At 72.4% G+C, this 17,577-nt stretch carries 15 protein-coding genes and 1 pseudogene; 12 read left to right on the forward strand and 4 right to left on the reverse strand.

Going from position 1 to position 17,577, the window contains the following annotated elements:
* Positions 1-69: 69 nt before the first annotated feature.
* Both ACFY0D_RS19670 and ACFY0D_RS19675 read left to right on the forward strand, forming a co-directional pair.
* Positions 70-2,295 (forward strand): annotated as a pseudogene (locus ACFY0D_RS19670) (ComEC/Rec2 family competence protein); the annotation flags it as partial.
* Between the two features lie 136 nt (positions 2,296-2,431).
* Positions 2,432-3,322, forward strand: a complete 891-nt coding sequence (locus ACFY0D_RS19675; protein ID WP_390799450.1) for a YceI family protein — start codon at positions 2,432-2,434, stop codon at positions 3,320-3,322.
* An 11-nt stretch (positions 3,323-3,333) separates the two neighbouring features.
* On the opposite strand, the gene ACFY0D_RS19680 is transcribed toward ACFY0D_RS19675, so the two are convergent.
* On the reverse strand, positions 3,334-3,576 hold the full coding sequence (locus tag ACFY0D_RS19680; protein WP_351149550.1) for a hypothetical protein: 243 nt from the start codon (positions 3,574-3,576) through the stop codon (positions 3,334-3,336).
* Positions 3,577-3,637: 61 nt separating this feature from the next.
* On the opposite strand from ACFY0D_RS19680, the gene holA reads away from it, so the two are divergent.
* Both holA and ACFY0D_RS19690 read left to right on the forward strand, forming a co-directional pair.
* Complete coding sequence (gene holA / locus ACFY0D_RS19685) at positions 3,638-4,630, forward strand: DNA polymerase III subunit delta (RefSeq protein WP_314244843.1); 993 nt, start codon at positions 3,638-3,640, stop codon at positions 4,628-4,630.
* Positions 4,631-4,643: 13 nt separating this feature from the next.
* Positions 4,644-5,036 carry a hypothetical protein gene (locus ACFY0D_RS19690; protein ID WP_390799451.1) on the forward strand — a complete coding sequence of 131 codons (393 nt, stop codon included), beginning with the start codon at positions 4,644-4,646 and terminating at the stop codon, positions 5,034-5,036.
* Positions 5,037-5,230: 194 nt separating this feature from the next.
* Here the strand turns inward: ACFY0D_RS19690 and rpsT are convergent, their stop codons facing one another.
* Positions 5,231-5,497, reverse strand: a complete 267-nt coding sequence (gene rpsT / locus ACFY0D_RS19695; RefSeq protein WP_030384651.1) for a 30S ribosomal protein S20 — start codon at positions 5,495-5,497, stop codon at positions 5,231-5,233.
* 281 nt (positions 5,498-5,778) lie between these two features.
* Between rpsT and lepA the strand changes: the two genes are divergently transcribed.
* From lepA to hemW, 3 genes are all read left to right on the forward strand, one after another.
* The gene (gene lepA, locus ACFY0D_RS19700; protein WP_390799452.1) at positions 5,779-7,644 is read left to right on the forward strand and encodes a translation elongation factor 4; all 1,866 of its coding nucleotides are present in this window, start codon (positions 5,779-5,781) and stop codon (positions 7,642-7,644) included.
* A 235-nt stretch (positions 7,645-7,879) separates the two neighbouring features.
* Positions 7,880-9,772 (forward strand): AMP-dependent synthetase/ligase, encoded by a 1,893-nt coding sequence (locus ACFY0D_RS19705; protein WP_390799453.1) that lies wholly within the window; start codon positions 7,880-7,882, stop codon positions 9,770-9,772.
* A 126-nt stretch (positions 9,773-9,898) separates the two neighbouring features.
* Positions 9,899-11,131, forward strand: coding sequence for a radical SAM family heme chaperone HemW (gene hemW, locus ACFY0D_RS19710; protein WP_390799454.1), 1,233 nt, complete (start codon positions 9,899-9,901; stop codon positions 11,129-11,131).
* Between the two features lie 168 nt (positions 11,132-11,299).
* On the opposite strand, the gene ACFY0D_RS19715 is transcribed toward hemW, so the two are convergent.
* Together ACFY0D_RS19715 and ACFY0D_RS19720 are read right to left on the reverse strand one after the other, a co-directional pair.
* Positions 11,300-12,097: a DUF3097 domain-containing protein gene (locus ACFY0D_RS19715; RefSeq protein WP_390799455.1), complete on the reverse strand. Its 798-nt coding sequence runs from the start codon at positions 12,095-12,097 to the stop codon at positions 11,300-11,302.
* 28 nt (positions 12,098-12,125) lie between these two features.
* Positions 12,126-12,851, reverse strand: coding sequence for an MBL fold metallo-hydrolase (locus tag ACFY0D_RS19720; RefSeq protein ID WP_390799456.1), 726 nt, complete (start codon positions 12,849-12,851; stop codon positions 12,126-12,128).
* 146 nt (positions 12,852-12,997) lie between these two features.
* On the opposite strand from ACFY0D_RS19720, the gene hrcA reads away from it, so the two are divergent.
* The 5 genes from hrcA (at position 12,998) to ACFY0D_RS19745 (ending at position 17,575) form a co-directional block, all read left to right on the forward strand.
* Positions 12,998-14,014 carry a heat-inducible transcriptional repressor HrcA gene (hrcA, locus tag ACFY0D_RS19725; protein WP_301371237.1) on the forward strand — a complete coding sequence of 339 codons (1,017 nt, stop codon included), beginning with the start codon at positions 12,998-13,000 and terminating at the stop codon, positions 14,012-14,014.
* Positions 14,015-15,151, forward strand: a complete 1,137-nt coding sequence (dnaJ, locus tag ACFY0D_RS19730) for a molecular chaperone DnaJ (protein WP_030384644.1) — start codon at positions 14,015-14,017, stop codon at positions 15,149-15,151. It abuts the gene before it with no gap.
* Between the two features lie 156 nt (positions 15,152-15,307).
* Positions 15,308-16,399, forward strand: a complete 1,092-nt coding sequence (locus ACFY0D_RS19735; protein WP_390799457.1) for a nitronate monooxygenase — start codon at positions 15,308-15,310, stop codon at positions 16,397-16,399.
* Entirely contained in the window at positions 16,396-17,142 is a 747-nt protein-coding gene (locus tag ACFY0D_RS19740) for a 16S rRNA (uracil(1498)-N(3))-methyltransferase (protein WP_266596581.1), read from the forward strand. Before ACFY0D_RS19735 ends, ACFY0D_RS19740 begins: the two co-directional genes overlap by 4 nt.
* A 73-nt stretch (positions 17,143-17,215) precedes the next feature.
* On the forward strand, positions 17,216-17,575 hold the full coding sequence (locus ACFY0D_RS19745) for a histidine triad nucleotide-binding protein (RefSeq protein WP_030010177.1): 360 nt from the start codon (positions 17,216-17,218) through the stop codon (positions 17,573-17,575).
* Positions 17,576-17,577 lie beyond the last annotated feature (2 nt).

Raw genomic sequence — 17,577 nt, forward strand, 5'->3', positions numbered from 1 at the left:
GCCCTGGACGTGCCCGTCCACCGGACCGCCCTCGGGGTGGCCCTGGGGATGGTCTGCGCGGGCCTGTTGATGCTGGGCGCGTGCCGGCGTCCGGGGCCGCTGTGGCGGCTCGCCCCGGCCGCGGCGGCGGCCCTGCTGTGCGCGTCGGCCGGGGCCGGAGTGGCGGGGCTCCAGCGGGCCGAGGCGCGGGCCGGACCGGTGGCCGGGCTGGCACAGGAGCACGCCCGCGTCCTCGCGGAGCTCACCGTCGGCTCCGACCCGAGGGCCGCCCGGAGCGCGAGCGGGCCCCCGGTGGTGGCGCTGGACGCGGTGGTGACCCGGGTGACCGGGCCCGACGGGACGAGTACCCGGGTCGAGACCTCGGTGCGGGTGCTGGCCGGGCATCCGGGATGGGCCCGGCTGCAGCCTTCCACCCGGGTGGTGGTGGTCGCCCGGCTGGCCCCGGCGCAGGGCGGGGAGCGGGCCGTGGCGCTCCTCCGGCCGGCCGGTGACACCCCGCCCGGGGTGACCGGCGGCCCGGACACCGTCCAGCGGCTCGCGGGGCGGCTGCGAGCCGGGCTGCGCGAAGCCACCGAAGGGCTCGCACCGGATGCCAGGGCCCTGCTGCCGGGGCTGGTCGTCGGGGACACCTCCAGGGTTCCGGCCGACCTGCACGAGGCCTTCCGGGCCACCGACCTGCTGCATCTGCTGGCCGTCTCCGGGTCCAACCTGACCGTGGTGCTGTTCCTGCTGATCGGGCCCCCGGCCCGCGCGCAACAGGCCGAACGGCGCGGGCTGGCACCCCGGCTCGGCCTCTCCCTGCGGGTGACCGCCCTGTGCGGGGCGGCCCTGACCCTGGCCTTCGTGGTCGTGTGCCGGCCCGAGCCGAGCGTGCTGCGGGCCGCGGCCTGCGGGGCGGTCACCCTGCTGGCCATCGCCACCGGGCGGCGCAGATCGCTGATCCCGGCCCTGGGCGCCGCCGTGCTGCTGCTGGTGCTCTACGACCCCTGGCTGGCCCGCAGCCCCGGCTTCCTGCTCTCCGTACTGGCCACCGGGGCGCTGCTCACCCTCGCTCCCAAGTGGAGCGACGCCCTGCGGCGCCGTGGGGCGGGACCGCGGCTCTCCGAGGCGCTGGGGGCCGCAGCGGCCGCGCAGGCGGTGTGCGCGCCCGTCGTGGCCGTGCTCGCCGCCCGGGTCAGCCTGGTGGCGGTGCCGTGCAACCTGCTGGCCGAGCTGGCGGCCGGTCCCGCGACGGTCCTCGGCTTCGCCGCGCTCGCGGTGGCGCCGGTGTGGATGCCCGCCGCGGAGCTGCTCGCCCGGTGCGCGGCGGTGCCGGCGGGGTGGATCGCGGGCGTGGCCCGGGCCGGGGCCCGGTTCCCGGGCGCGGAGCTGTCGTGGCCGGGCGGGCTCACCGGCGGCGTTCTGCTGGCCGCCGCCACCCTGGCCGTCGTCGTGGTCGCCGGTGCCCGGTTCCGCGGGCGCGGGTGGCTCTGCTCCGCCCTGGCGGTGCTGCTGCTCCTGGCCGTACTGCGGCCGCCGCAGCTCACCCGTACGCTCTCCGGCTGGCCGCCGCCCGACTGGAGCTACGTCCAGTGCGCCGTGGGGCAGGGGGACGCCGCCGTGCTCTCCGTCGGCCCGGGGGAGGCCTTGGTGGTGGACGCCGGCCCGGAGCCCGGACCGGTGGACGACTGTCTGCGCGCCCTGGGCGTGCACCGCGTGCCGCTGCTCCTGCTGACGCATTTTCACGCCGACCATGTGGGAGGCCTGTCGGGGGTGCTGCGGGGACGGTCCGTGGCCGTGATCCAGGCCACCACGCTCGAAGACCCGCCGGGGCAGGCCCAGTTCGTCCGGCGGACCGCGGCGGCCGCCGGTGTGCCGATCGTGAAGGCGGTGCAGGGGGAGCGGCGCCGGGCCGGGGCGTTCGAGTGGCAGGTGCTCTGGCCGCCGCCGGCCGGACCGCCGCCCGAGGGGCCCAACGACGCGAGCGTCGCCCTGCTGGTGCGCGGCGCGGGGCTGACCCTGCTGTTGCTCGGCGACCTCGAACCTCCCGCGCAGCAGGCCCTCTTGAGGGCCCATCCGGACCTCGGGCCGGTGGACGTCCTCAAGGTCGCCCATCACGGTTCCGCGCACCAGGACCCGGAGCTGTACGCCCGGATCCGGCCACGGCTCGCTCTCGTTCCCGTCGGCGTGGCCAACCGCTACGGACACCCCGCGCCGAGTACGCTCGCCCGGCTGCGGGAGCTGGGGGCGACCGTGTTGCGTACCGACACCGACGGCTCGATCGCCGTCACCGGAAGCGGAGTTCGGCTACGTTCATTTCCGGCCAACCGGCGGCGGAATCGGCGCGGCCATACCGGGCGCGACCACTCTGTTTGCCCACAACCCGACAGCATGATCGAATGCGTCTTCGCCAGAACGGTCCAAGTCCACACAGCACGGGGGTGCATCAGCCATGTTCGGTCGCAGACGGGGGATGGAGTCGGTCGGGACGGCCGGGAGTTCCAGTCCCTCCACATCCGCGACACTGACGCTCCCGCCGACGGCGCGTCTGCTCAGCTGCCGGGTTCTCGACACCGTCCACCGGCCGGTCCGGCAGGCCACGTTCGAGGTGACCGACCCGATCGGCCGCCGCATCGTCAGCGGCGAGACCGACCCGTACGGCGGCTTCGCCGTGGCCGTACCGGAGGGGGAGTACCGGCTCTCCGTGACCGCGGAGGGGTACGCGCCCTTCCACGGGGTGACGATCGTGGGGGACCCGGGGCAGCCCGGCACCGCGGAGATCATCCTGGACACGGTGGAGCCGCCGCTGCTGCCGCAGCCCGGCCACTGGGAGCTCGACCCGACGCACTCGTCCATCGGCTTCACGGCCCGCCACATCGGCCTGGCCCGGATCCGCGGCCGGTTCACCACGTTCGCCGGGGCGGTGCGGATAGCCGAGCGCATGGAGGACTCCTCCATGCACGTGATCATCGATGCGGCGAGCATCGACACCGGGCTGCGGCTGCGCGACGACCACCTGAGGTCGGGGGACTTCCTGGACGCGGTCCGCCATCCCACGGTGGAGTTCTACAGCGAGCGCTTCATCCACCGCAGCGGCAGCGGCTGGGCCGTCGCCGGGGCGCTGACCCTCCACGGGGTGAGCCGGTCCGTGACCCTGGACACCCAGTACCTGGGTCTGGGCACGGGCATGGAGGGCGAGCTGCGGGCGGCCTGCCGGGCCACCACCGAGCTGCACCGCGAGGACTTCACCCTGAACTGGCAGTCGATGCTGGCGCACGGGATCGCGGCCATCGGTTCGAGCGTGGAAGTGACGCTGGACGTCCAGGCCGTGCGCAAGGCCTGACGCGCGGTCCCCTACGGGGCTTCCAGCCAGCCCTCGTACTCGGCGGCGAGGTCGTCCAGCGAGGTGGTGTCGAGCCGTTCCTGCGGATCCTCGACGACCACCAGCCACTGGGCGTCCTCGGCGTCGTCCTCGCCGGCCAGCGCGTCGCGGACCAACTGCGGCTCCTCCGGGAGGCCGAAGCGGTCGGCAGCCTCCTGGGCCACCTCCTCGGCGGCGTCGCGGTCGGGCAGGACGAGTACATGTCGCACATTCACGCGACCATTCTCGGGCACGCGGGGCGGGGGGCTGTCAGTGCGGCGTGGGATGCTGGAGCCGATGGCCACCAGGAAGAACTCCACCGACGATCCGCTTGCCCCGCTCACCCTCGCGGTGGGGCAGGAGGAGCTGCTGCTCGACCGTGCCGTGCGCGAGGTGGTGACGGCCGCCCGCGCCGCCGACGCCGACACGGACGTCCGCGACCTCGCCTCCGAGCAGCTCCAGCCCGGCACGCTCGCCGAGCTGACGAGCCCCTCGCTCTTCTCCGAGCGCAAGGTGCTGGTCGTGCGCAACGCGCAGGACCTGTCCGCGGACTCGGTCAAGGAGGTCAAGGCCTACCTCGCCGCGCCCTACGAGGAGATCATCCTGGTCCTCCTCCACGCGGGCGGGGTCAAGGGCAAGGGTCTTCTGGACGCCGCGCGCAAGGCGGGCGCGCGGGAGATCGCCTGCCCGAAGATGACGAAGGCCGCGGACCGGCTGTCCTTCGTGCGGGGCGAATTCCGCACGCTCGGCCGATCGGCGACCCCGGAGGCGTGCCAGAGCCTGGTGGACGCGATCGGCAGCGACCTGCGGGAGCTGGCGAGCGCCGCCGCGCAGCTGTGCGCCGACGTCGAGGGCACCATCGACGAGGCCGTCGTCGCCCGCTACTACACCGGCCGGGCCGAGGCCTCCAGCTTCACGGTCGCCGACCGGGCGGTCGAGGGGCGTGCGGCCGAGGCCCTGGAGGCCCTGCGCTGGTCCCTGTCCACCGGGGTGGCGCCGGTCCTGATCACCAGTGCCCTGGCCCAGGCGGTCCGCGCGATCGGCAAGCTGGCCTCCGCCCCGCGCGGAGCCCGCCCCGGAGACCTCGCCCGGGACCTGGGCATGCCCCCGTGGAAGATCGACCGGGTCCGCCAGCAGATGCGCGGCTGGTCGGCGGACGGGGTCTCGGACGCCCTGCGCGCCGTGGCCGCCGCCGATGCCGGGGTCAAGGGCGGCGGCGACGATCCCGAGTACGCCCTGGAGAAGGCCGTCGTCGCGGTGGCCCGCGCGGCCCGTCCCCAGCGCCGGTAGCGGGCATCCCCGTATGAGCGTCGATGCCGACTACTGGGAGAGGTGGATCGCGAGGCTGCTGGCCGTCCTCGCCGCCGATGCCGAGGCTCAGCTGACCTGGGCCGGTGAGCACGGGGTGAAGAGCGGTCCCGTCGCCGAGGACGTCCGCTTCGTCCTCCACCTGGCCGAGGGGATGGCGGAGCGGGAGACCCTCGCACCCGAGGCCCTGCGGGACCTGCGGACCATCGGCCGGCTCCTCGACGAGGCCGACGTCCTCGGCCGCGCCGGCCTGTGGGCCGAGTCCCTGGCCGCCGAGCCGGCCTGGAACGAGGTGCGCACCCTGGCCCGCCGGATCCTCGTCGCCCGCGAGGGCGACTGGCGCCGGCCGCTGCCGCACCGCGTACCGCCCCAGCACCTCTACGACTGAGCAGCCCCCGGTGGGGCGCGCCGGGCAGCACGAAGGCCCCGGCCTCCGCCCTGGGGAAGGGTGGAGCCGGGGCCTTCGGTTACTTCTGGTTGCGCCGCACCCGCGTGGCGAACGCTTCGTGTGCGGAGCGGGGTGCCGGTCAGGAGCGGGAGAGAGGGCCCGCTGGGTCCCTTCCGGCGATCACATCAGGGAGCTCAGCCCTGCAGGGAGGCAACCTTGGTGGCCAGCGCCGACTTCTTGTTGGCGGCGGCGTTCTTGTGGATGACACCCTTCGAGACAGCCTTGTCGAGCGCACGCGCGGCAGCGCGAGAAGCCACGGTGGCCTTCTCGACGTCACCGGCGACGACGGCCTCGCGGGCCTTGCGGATCGCGGTCTTGAGCGAGGACTTGACGGCCTTGTTGCGCAGGCGCGCCTTCTCGTTCGTCTTGTTCCGCTTGATCTGGGACTTGATGTTCGCCACGAAAGAGCCTTTTCAGGTTCAGAGTTTGATCTTCGGATTGTGTCTCTCCCCCAGACTTCGTCCGGGGGGACCCCCGACTGAGAGGGCATACGAAACACAGCTGCCCAGGCTACCAGGCACGCTACGGGCGGCCCAAACCGAGCGCACTGCCCCGTCCATGGGACCATGGGAGTCTGCGTATAGATCCGACATCGCGCCGCCGACAGCGACGGGAGCCGGACTTTCGCTCCGACCGACGCTCCGCAAATGCTTCCGACTGCGACCGAGAACCAGGACACTGCGTGCCCGCGATCCCCAGCCACGTGCCCGAGCCGAGCCGTACCGACTCGGCGCTGATCCGCAACTTCTGCATCATCGCGCACATCGACCACGGCAAGTCGACCCTTGCCGACCGGATGCTCCAGATCACCGGTGTGGTCGACCAGCGGCAGATGCGCGCCCAGTACCTCGACCGCATGGACATCGAGCGTGAGCGCGGCATCACGATCAAGTCCCAGGCGGTCCGGCTGCCCTGGGCGCCCACCACGGGCGAGGGTGCGGGCAACACCCACATCCTCAACATGATCGACACCCCCGGGCACGTCGACTTCACCTACGAGGTCTCGCGCTCCCTCGCCGCGTGCGAGGGCACCGTCCTCCTGGTGGACGCCGCCCAGGGCATCGAGGCGCAGACCCTCGCCAACCTGTACCTGGCGATGGAGAACGACCTCGCGATCGTCCCCGTCCTGAACAAGATCGACCTGCCGGCCGCCCAGCCGGAGAAGTTCGCGGAGGAGCTCGCGAACCTCATCGGCTGCCAGCCCGAGGACGTGCTGCGCGTCTCGGCGAAGACCGGTTTCGGTGTCGAGGCGCTGCTCGACAAGGTCGTCGCCACGGTCCCGGCCCCGGTCGGCGTCAAGGACGCCCCGGCCCGCGCCATGATCTTCGACTCCGTCTACGACTCGTACCGTGGCGTCGTCACGTACGTCCGTGTGGTCGACGGGCAGCTGAACAAGCGCGAGCGCATCCGGATGATGTCCACCGGCGCCACCCACGAGCTGCTGGAGATCGGTGTCTCCTCCCCGGAGATGACCCCGTCCGACGGCATCGGCGTCGGCGAGGTGGGTTACATCATCACCGGCGTGAAGGACGTCCGTCAGTCCAAGGTCGGTGACACCATCACCAGCCTGCACAACGGCGCCACCGAGGCCCTCGGCGGCTACAAGGACCCGCGGCCGATGGTCTTCTCGGGCCTCTACCCGCTCGACGGCTCGGACTACCCGGACCTGCGCGAGGCCCTGGACAAGCTGCAGCTCAACGACGCCGCGCTCGTCTACGAGCCGGAGACCTCGGCGGCGCTCGGCTTCGGCTTCCGCGTCGGCTTCCTCGGCCTGCTCCACCTGGACGTGGTCCGTGAGCGCCTGGAGCGCGAGTTCGGCCTCGACCTGATCGCCACCGCGCCCAACGTGGTCTACCGGGTGGTCATGGAGGACGGCAAGGAAGTCACCGTCACCAACCCGAGCGAGTTCCCCGAGGGCAAGATCTCGGACGTGTTCGAGCCGGTCGTCCGGGCCACCGTGCTCGCGCCCACCGAGTTCATCGGCGCGATCATGGAGCTGTGCCAGCAGCGCCGCGGCACCCTCCTCGGCATGGACTACCTCTCCGAGGACCGGGTCGAGATCCGCTACACCCTCCCCCTCGCGGAGATCGTCTTCGACTTCTTCGACCAGCTGAAGTCCAAGACGCGCGGCTACGCCTCCCTGGACTACGAACCCACCGGCGAGCAGTCCGGCAGCCTGGTCAAGGTCGACATCCTGCTGCACGGCGACAAGGTCGACGCCTTCTCCGCCGTCACGCACAAGGACGCCGCCTACGCCTACGGCGTGCGCCTCGTCGCCAAGCTGCGCGAGCTCATCCCGCGCCAGGCCTTCGAGGTGCCGATCCAGGCCGCGATCGGCTCCCGCGTCATCGCCCGCGAGACCATCCGCGCCATCCGCAAGGACGTCCTCGCCAAGTGCTACGGCGGTGACATCTCCCGTAAGCGGAAGCTGCTGGAGAAGCAGAAGGAAGGCAAGAAGCGGATGAAGATGGTCGGCTCCGTGGAGGTCCCGCAGGAGGCCTTCATCGCCGTCCTCTCCAGTGACGAGTCCGGCGGCAAGAAGAAGTAGCAGCCCCGCCGTCACCCGACGCAGACAGGCCCCCGCACTCAGGTGCGGGGGCCTGTTTCGTTATGAAGCGGCCGCTCGCGGGCCCTTACGCGCGCGCCGGTCGCGCTCTAGTCTGATCACTGCTCGACGGTTACTCGCCAGTTTAAAAAGCCAACGGCTGCATACCCGCCAGTCCCCAGCGCCCCCCAGCGCCCCACGCCCACGCACTACCGCGTGGATCGGTCCGGAGGATGTCGTGAGCGACACACAGACCTATCTCGAGAACCGCCCGCCCACCGTGGCGGTGCTCTTCCTTGAGCGCGTCGCAGCGACGCCCGACGACGAGGCCTACCGGTACCCGGTGCCGGCGGCCGGCGGACAGGGCGGCGCCGACGACTGGAAATCACTCAGCTGGGGCCAGGCGGCCGAGCGGGTGTTCGCCATCGCCGCCGGGCTGATCGTTCTCGGCGTCCGGACGGAGGAGCGCGTCGCGCTCGCCTCCAACACCCGGGTCGAGTGGATCCTCTCCGACCTCGGCGTGATGTGCGCGGGCGGTGCGGTCACCACCATCTACCCCAGCACCAATGCGGACGAGTCGGCGTTCATCCTCTCGGACTCCGAGAGCCGGGTGCTCATCGCCGAGGACGCGAAGCAGCTGGCGAAGGCGCGCGAGCGCCGCGCCGACCTGCCGAACCTCGCCCACGTCGTGGTCCTGGACGCCGATGACGCGGTCGCCGCCGAAGGAGACCCCGAGGGCTGGGTGCTCTCGCTCGCCGAGCTGGAGGCGCGCGGCAAGGAATACCTCGCCAAGCACCCCGAGGCGGTCAAGGAGCGGGTGGGGGCCATCACCGCCGACCAGCTCGCCACCCTCATCTACACCTCCGGTACCACCGGTCGCCCCAAGGGCGTCCGGCTGCTGCACGACAACTGGTCCTACCTGGCCAAGGCCATGGTCGCCACCGGGCTGATCGGCAAGGAGGACGTCCAGTACCTGTGGCTGCCGCTGGCCCACGTCTTCGGCAAGGTGCTGACCTCCGGGCAGATCGAGGCCGGGCACGTGACCGCCGTCGACGGCCGGATCGACAAGATCATCGAGAACCTGCCGATCGTGCAGCCGACGTACATGGCCGCGGTTCCGCGCATCTTCGAGAAGGTCTACAACGGCGTGGCGGCCAAGGCCCGCGCCGCCGGCGGAGCCAAGTACAAGATCTTCAAGTGGTCGGCCGGCGTCGCCCGCGAGTACGCGAAGGTCACGCAGGACAACTTCCGCCGCACCGGCCAGGCCACCGCCCCCTTCGGCCTCACCACCAAGCACAAGATCGCCGACGCGCTCGTCTACTCCAAGCTCCGCGAGGCCTTCGGCGGGAAGCTGCGCGCCGCCGTCTCCGGCGCCTCCGCCCTGTCCCCCGAGATCGGCTTCTTCTTCTCCGGCGCGGGCGTCCACATCCTGGAGGGCTACGGCCTGACCGAGTCCAGCGCGGCCTCCTTCGTCAACCCGGGCGAGGCCTACCGCACCGGCACGGTCGGCAAGCCGCTCCCCGGCACCGAGGTCCGCATCGCCGACGACGGCGAGGTCCTGCTCCGCGGCCCCGGCATCATGCAGGGCTACCACCGGCAGCCGGACAAGACCGCCGAGGTGCTGGAGTCCGACGGCTGGCTGCACACGGGCGACATCGGCGAGCTGTCGGCCGACGGCTACCTGCGGATCACCGACCGCAAGAAGGACCTGATCAAGACCTCGGGCGGCAAGTACGTCGCCCCGGCGGAGATCGAGGGCCAGTTCAAGGCGATCTGCCCGTACGTGTCGACGATCGTCGTGCACGGCGCCGACCGGAACTTCTGCTCGGCGCTGATCGCCCTCGACGAGCCGTCGATCCTGACCTGGGCGGCCGACAACGGGCTGGAGGGCAAGACGTACGGAGAGGTCCTGGCGGCGCCGGAGACCAACCGTCTGATCGAGACGTACGTACAGACCCTGAACGAGGGCCTGCAGCGCTGGCAGACGGTCAAGAAGTTCCGGCTGCTGCCGCGCGACCTCGACGTCGAGCACGGCGACCTCACGCCCAGCCTGAAGCTGAAGCGGCCGGTGGTCGAGCGTGAGTTCAAGCACCTGATCGAGGAGATGTACGAGGGGTCCCGCGAGGCGTAGCGCCTGCGGCGGGCTTGGCGGGGCGGGGCGGTGGACCGCCCCGCCGGGCCCCGTTCCCCGGGGCTCCGACCCGGACCCCGCGCCTCAAACGCCGACGGGGCTCTTCCGGTGCGGGATGATGGGGGTATGCCTTCCGCACTCCCCGACGGTGAACCCATGCCCGAAGACGGCGCGCTGCCGTCGCATGCCCTGGCGGGCGCGGGGGAGCGGCCGCTCGGTTTCTACCTGCACGTCCCGTACTGCGCCACGCGCTGCGGGTACTGCGACTTCAACACCTACACGGCCACCGAGCTGCGGGGCACCGGCGGTGTGCTCGCCTCCCGGGAGAACTACGCCGACACCCTGATCGACGAGGTCAGGCTGGCGCGGAAGGTGCTCGGCGACGACCCGCGCGAGGTCCGGACCGTCTTCGTCGGCGGCGGCACGCCCACGCTGCTGCCCGCCGCCGACCTCGTCCGCATGCTCGCGGCGATCCGGGACGAATTCGGCCTGGCCGAGGACGCCGAGATCACCACGGAGGCCAATCCGGAGTCGGTGGACCCGAAGTACCTGGCCGAGCTGCGCGCCGGGGGCTTCAACCGGGTCTCCTTCGGCATGCAGAGCGCCAGGCAGCACGTCCTGAAGGTGCTCGACCGCACCCACACGCCGGGGCGCCCCGAGGCATGCGTCGCGGAGGCGCGGGCGGCGGGCTTCGAGCACGTCAACCTCGACCTGATCTACGGCACGCCCGGGGAGTCGGACGAGGACTGGCGGGCGACCCTCTCGGCGGCGCTGGGCGCCGGGCCGGACCACATCAGCGCCTACGCGCTGATCGTCGAGGAGGGCACGCAGCTGGCGCGGCGGATCCGCCGCGGCGAGGTCCCGATGACGGACGACGACGTCCACGCCGACCGGTACCTGATCGCGGAATCGGTCATGGCCGAGGCCGGGTACTCCTGGTACGAGGTCTCCAACTGGGCCACCTCGGAGGCCGGGCGCTGCCTGCACAACGAGCTGTACTGGCGCGGCGCCGACTGGTGGGGCGCGGGACCGGGTGCGCACTCGCACGTGGGCGGCGTGCGGTGGTGGAACGTGAAGCACCCGGGCGCGTACGCCGCGGCGCTGGCGGAGGGCCGTTCCCCGGGCGCGGGGCGCGAGCTCCTCTCCGAGGAGGACCGGCGGGTGGAGCGGATCCTGCTGGAGCTCCGGCTGGTGGACGGGGTGCCGTTGTCGCTGCTGGCTCCGGCCGGGCTCGCCGCCTCCCGCAAGGCCTTGGCGGACGGGCTGCTGGACGCCGCGCCGTACGAGGGCGGGCGGGCCGTGCTGACGCTGCGCGGGCGGTTGCTGGCCGACGCGGTGGTGCGGGACCTGGTGGACTAGCCTGCGGCGCCGTTGCCGGGGGCGCTGCCCCCGGACCCCCGCGCCTCAAACGCCGGCGGGGCTGAAGACGGCGCCTCAAACCGGCGGGGCTGAAGGCGGCGCCTCAAACCGGCGGGGCTGGAGGGGCGCGTGGGCCGAGGCGGGGCCGGCAGGGGTCCGTGGGGGTGGTCAGGCCGTGACGTGGTCGATGAGGTGTTCCACCGAGCCCAGGAGGGTGGGTTCCAGGTCGCGGTACGAGGTGACCCGGGACAGGATGTGCCGCCAGGCGGCGCCGGTGTTCTCCGGCCAGCCCAGGGCCCGGCAGACGCCCGTCTTCCAGTCCTGGCCGGGCGGGATCACCGGCCACGCGGGGATGCCCAGCGCGGACGGCTTCACCGCCTGCCAGACGTCCACGTACGGGTGGCCCACGATCAGGACGTCCGGCGAGGTCACCGACGCCGCGATACGGGACTCCTTCGAGCCCGGGACGAGGTGGTCGACCAGGACGCCGAGGCGGGCGTCCGGGGCCGGGGCGAAGTCGGCGACGACGGCCGGGAGGTCGTCGATGCCCTCCAGGTACTCCACCACCACGCCCTCGATCCGCAGGTCGTCACCCCAGACCCGCTCCACCAGCTCCGCGTCGTGCCGGCCCTCGACGTAGATCCGGCCGGCCCGCGCCACCCGCGCCCGCGCCCCGGGCACGGCCAGCGAGCCCGAGGCCGTCAGGAGCGGCCCGGAGGGCCTGCGTGCGGGACGGACCAGGGTGACCACGTCGCCGTCCAGCAGGAACCCGCGCGGCTCCATCGGGAACACCCGCCGCTTGCCGAAGCGGTCCTCCAGGGTCACCGTGCCCGCCTCGCAGGCCACCACCGCGCCGCAGAAGTCCGTACCGGCCACCTCGACCACCAGGTCCAGGTCCGCCGCCACCTCCGGCACGGCCTTGGGTCGCTTCCACTGCGGGGTCAGGTCGGGGGAGTACTCGCGCATCCGGCCGACAGTAGGAGAGCCGCGCGCGTCACGCCTCCGACACGCCGAAACGGGCCGCCAGTGTGGCGCGTTGGGCACGGACGAAGTCAGCACCGACCACCGCTCCGTGACCCGGCACGTACAGTGCGTCGTCACCGCCCAGCGACAGCAGCCGGTCCAGGGCCGCCGGCCACTGCCCCGGCCTGGCGTCCGGCCCCACCGAGGGCTCGCCCGATTCCTCGACCAGGTCCCCGCAGAAGACCACCTCGCGCTCGCCCGGCACGAAGACGGCCAGGTCGTGCCCGGTGTGCCCGGGTCCGACATTCGCCAGCAGCACCTGTACGCCGCCCAGTTCCAGCGTCCACTCGCCCGACACCGCGTGCCCGGGCGGCACCAGCAGGTCCACCGCCTCCGCCGCTTCCGCCTCCGCGAGCCCGTGCCGTACCGCGTCCCCGCGCAGCTCCTCGCGTCCCGCCGACAGCAGTGCGGCCAGCCCGACCGCCCCGAACACCTCGGCCCCGGCGAAGGCGGATCCGCCCAGGACGTGATCGAAATGACCGTGCGTGAATGCGATATGGGTCACGCGCCGGCCCGTCAGCCGCTCCGCCTCGGTGCGTACCTGCGCGCCCTCGCGCACACACGATCCGGGGTCGATCAGAAGGACCGAATCCTCGCCCACCACCAGCCCCACGGTGCAGTCCCACACCGGCAGCCGCCGCCGGCCGGCCCGTCCCGTCAGCCGTTCCCAGCCGGACTCTTCCCAACGCACGTCCATACGGCGACGCTACCCTGGCGGGCCTCCCTTGCCAGGGGCTTACCGCCCGGCCGTACACTGAGCGGGGGCTCTCTGGCACTCGAACGATCAGAGTGCCAACGAACACGGCAGAACACGGCAACGGACCACAGCTGGAGGTGTGCGCGATGCTCAGCGAACGCAGACTCGAAGTGCTGCGCGCCATCGTCCAGGACTACGTCGGGACGGAAGAGCCGGTCGGCTCCAAGGCGCTCACGGAGCGGCACCGGCTCGGCGTCTCGCCCGCCACCGTGCGCAACGACATGGCCGTGCTGGAGGAGGAGGGCTACATCGCCCAGCCTCACACCAGCGCCGGCCGGATCCCCACCGACAAGGGCTACCGGCTCTTCGTCGACAGGCTGGCGGGGGTCAAGCCGCTGTCGTCGCCCGAGCGCCGGGCCATCCAGAACTTCCTCGACGGCGCCGTCGACCTCGACGACGTGGTCGGCCGCACGGTGCGGCTGCTCGCGCAGCTCACCCGGCAGGTCGCCGTCGTCCAGTACCCGAGCCTGACCCGGTCGACCGTCCGGCACGTGGAGCTGCTCTCACTCGCTCCCGCGCGCCTGATGCTCGTACTGATCACGGACACCGGGCGGGTCGAGCAGCGGCTCATCGACTGCCCGAGCCCCTTCGGGGAGACCTCGCTGGCGGACCTGCGGGCCCGGCTGAACAGCCGGGTCGTCGGGCGCCGCTTCACCGATGTGCCCCCGCTCGTCCAGGACCTCCCCGAATCCTTCGAGGCCGAGGACCGCGGCACGGTCTCCACCGTGCTCGGAACCCTCCTCGAAACCCTGGTCGAGGAAGCCGAAGAGCGGCTGATGATCGGCGGTACCGCCAATCTCACCCGCTTCGGACACGATTTTCCCCTGACGATCAGGCCGGTGCTCGAAGCGCTGGAGGAGCAGGTCGTGCTCCTCAAGCTGCTGGGCGAGGCCAACGAGTCGGGAATGGCCGTACGGATCGGGCATGAGAACGCCTACGAGGGACTGAACTCCACGTCGGTCGTCTCGGTCGGTTACGGTTCGGGCGGCGAAGCAGTCGCCAAACTCGGCGTGGTCGGACCGACCCGCATGGACTACCCCGGAACGATGGGAGCGGTACGCGCAGTGGCACGTTACGTCGGACAGATCCTGGCGGAGTCGTAAGTGGCCACGGACTACTACGCCGTTCTCGGCGTGCGCCGCGACGCATCGCAGGACGAGATCAAGAAGGCCTTCCGGCGCCTCGCGCGTGAACTCCACCCGGATGTGAATCCGGATCCGAAGACGCAGGAGCGCTTCAAGGAGATCAACGCGGCCTACGAGGTGCTCTCGGACCCGCAGAAGAAGCAGGTCTACGACCTCGGCGGCGACCCGCTGTCCTCCTCGGGCGGCGGCGGAGCGGGCGGCTTCGGAGCGGGTGGCTTCGGCAACTTCTCCGACATCATGGACGCCTTCTTCGGCCAGGCCTCGCAGCGCGGCCCGCGCTCGCGGACCCGGCGCGGCCAGGACGCGATGATCCGTCTGGACCTGGAGCTGGACGAGGCGGCCTTCGGGACCACCAAGGACATCCAGGTCGACACGGCCGTCGTCTGCAACACCTGCTCCGGTGAAGGCGCCGCTCCCGGCACCTCGGCGCAGACGTGTGACATGTGCCGCGGCCGCGGTGAGGTCTCGCAGGTCACCCGGTCCTTCCTGGGCCAGGTCATGACCTCGCGCCCCTGCCCGCAGTGCCAGGGCTTCGGCACCGTGGTCCCGACCCCGTGCCACGAGTGCGCGGGCGACGGCCGGGTCCGCTCCCGCCGCAGCCTCACGGTCAAGATCCCGGCGGGTGTCGAGAACGGCACCCGGATCCAGCTCGCGGGCGAGGGTGAGGTCGGCCCCGGCGGCGGCCCCGCCGGCGACCTGTACGTGGAGATCCACGAGCTGGCGCACCCGACCTTCCAGCGGCGCGGGGACGACCTGCACTGCACGGTCACCATCCCGATGACGGCGGCCGCGCTGGGCACCAAGTGCCCGCTGGAGACGCTGGACGGGCTGGAGGAGATCGACATCCGGCCCGGGACCGGGTCCGGCCAGGCGATCCCGCTGCACGGGCGCGGCGTCACCCACCTGCGTGGTGGCGGACGCGGCGACCTGATCGTGCACGTCGAGGTCACCACCCCGGGCAAGCTGGACGCCCAGCAGGAGGACCTGCTCCGCCAGCTGGCGAAGCTGCGCGGCGAGGAGCGGCCGATGGGTCAGTTCGCGCCGGGTCAGCAGGGTCTGTTCAGCCGGCTGAAGGACGCGTTCAACGGTCGCTGACCGACCGCGATCCACCGTCACGAGCCCGGCCTGGGGATTCCCCGGCCGGGCTCGTCACATGGGCCCGGCGGCGGCCGGAAGCCGGTCGGGAAGCCGACTATGCCAGGCGAATGCCATGATTCGGCCCCATGCGCGGGACGTGGCACGATGCAGTCCATGTCCTCGGCACCGAACGGTCTCTCCCCGTACCCGATCGTGCAGGCTCCCATGGCGGGCGGCGCCTCCTGTCCCGTGCTCGCCGCCGCCGTGTGCGAGGCGGGCGGGCTGGGATTCCTGGCCGGCGGCTACAAGACCGCCGACGGGATGTACCAGGAGATCAAGCAGGTGCGCGCGCTGACCCGGCGCCGTTTCGGTGTCAACCTCTTCATGCCGCAGACCGGTTACGTCGATCCGGCCGCCGTGGAGGCCTACCGGGGGCAGCTGGCCGGTGAGGCGAGCTGGTACGAGATCTCGCTCGCCGAGGAGGACATCATCGGCACCAGCGACGACGGCTACGACGCCAAGCTCGCCATCCTCCTCGAAGACCCGGTCCCGGTGGTCTCGTTCACCTTCGGCTGTCCCGCTTTCGCGGCCCTCGCGGCCCTGCGCAAGGCCGGTACGTACACCGTCGTCACGGTGACCTCCGTCGAGGAGGCCCGCAGCGCCCAGCACGCGGGTGCGGACGCCGTCTGCGTCCAGGGCGCCGAGGCCGGCGGCCACCAGGGCACCCACCGGGACGACCCGCAGATCGACGGCACGGCGACCGTGGGCCTCCTCGCGCTGGTGGCGCAGGTACGGGAGGCCGTGGCGCTCCCGATCATCGCGGCGGGCGGGATCATGCGGGGCTCGCAGATCGCGGCCCTGCTGGCGGCGGGCGCGGAGTCGGCGCAGCTCGGGACCGCCTTCCTGGCCTGCCCGGAATCGGGGGCGGACCCGGTCCACAAGAAGGCGCTGACGGACCCGCTGTTCGCCCGCACCGAGCTGACCCGGGCCTTCTCCGGGCGGCCGGCGCGGGTTCTGGTCAACCGCTTCATGCGCGAGCACGGGCCGTACGCCCCGGCCGCGTACCCGCAGGTCCACCACCTGACCTCGGGGCTGCGCAAGGCCGCCGCCGCGGCCGGGGACCCGCAGGGCATGGCCCTGTGGGCGGGCCAGGGGCACCGGCTGGCGCGACCGCTGCCGGCGGGGGAGCTGGTGGAGGTGCTGGCGGCCGAACTGGCCCAGGCACAGAGCACGTTGAAGGCAATGCAGATGAGGAGTGCGTCATGACCGCCCCGGTGTTCGTGGTGGAAGAGGTCCCCGCGGGGCCGGAGTTCGTCCTGGACGGCCCGGAGGGCCGGCACGCGGTGTCCGTGAAACGCCTGAACCCGGGCGAGGACGTGGTCCTCACGGACGGGCGCGGCCACTGGGCGGAGGGCGTGGTCAAGGCCGCCGAGGGCAAGGACCGGCTGGTCGTCATGGACCTGCACACCGTCGCGGAGGAGCCGGAGCCGGAGGTCCGGATCACGGTGGTCCAGGCCCTGCCCAAGGGGGACCGGGGCGAGCTGGCCGTCGAGACGATGACCGAGACCGGCGTGGACGCGATCGTGCCCTGGCAGGCCTCGCGCTGCATCACGCAGTGGCGCGGAGACCGCGGGGCCAAGTCCCTGGCCAAGTGGCGGGCCACGGCCCGGGAGGCGGGCAAGCAGTCCCGCCGGGTGCGCTTCCCGGAGGTGGCCGAGGCGATGTCCACCAAGCAGGTGGCGGCCCTGCTGGCCGGCGCCGATCTGGCGATGGTGCTCCACGAGGACCGCGACACCCCTTCCGGGGCGCTGGCCACGGCCGAGCTCCCGAAGGCCGGCTCCGTCGTGCTGGTGGTCGGCCCGGAGGGTGGCGTCTCCCCGGAGGAGCTGGCCGTCTTCGCCGCCGCGGGGGCACACCCCTACCGCCTGGGCCGTTCCGTCCTGCGGACCTCCACGGCCGGGACGGCGGCCACGGCGGTGCTGCTGGCCCGCACGGGCCGCTGGTCCTGACGCGACCACGCCCGCTGCAGGCGTCCGGCTGGATACGATGCCCGGACCGATCACCGTCACGGGAGGCTCAGCAATGGCCGGGGAACCGCAGGCCGACTGCCTGTTCTGCAAGATCGTCGCGGGGCAGATCCCCGCGACCGTGGTACGGGAGACCGAGACCACGGTCGCCTTCCGGGACATCAACCCGCAGGCGCCCACGCACGTGCTCGTCATCCCCAAGGTGCACTACGCCGACGCGGCCTCCCTCGTGGAGGCCGAACCGGCCGTCGCCGCCGACATACTGCGCGAGGCCGGCCAGGTCGCCCTCGACGAGAAGATCGTCGAACACGGCTACCGGGTCGTGTTCAACACCGGCTCCGGCGCCGGGCAGACCGTCTTCCACGCCCACGCGCACGTCCTCGGCGGCCGCGGCCTCCAGTGGCCCCCCGGATAGCA

The organism is Streptomyces sp. NPDC001502 (assembly GCF_042894785.1).
In the GTDB taxonomy this organism is placed as follows: Bacteria; Actinomycetota; Actinomycetes; order Streptomycetales; family Streptomycetaceae; genus Streptomyces; species Streptomyces kutzneri.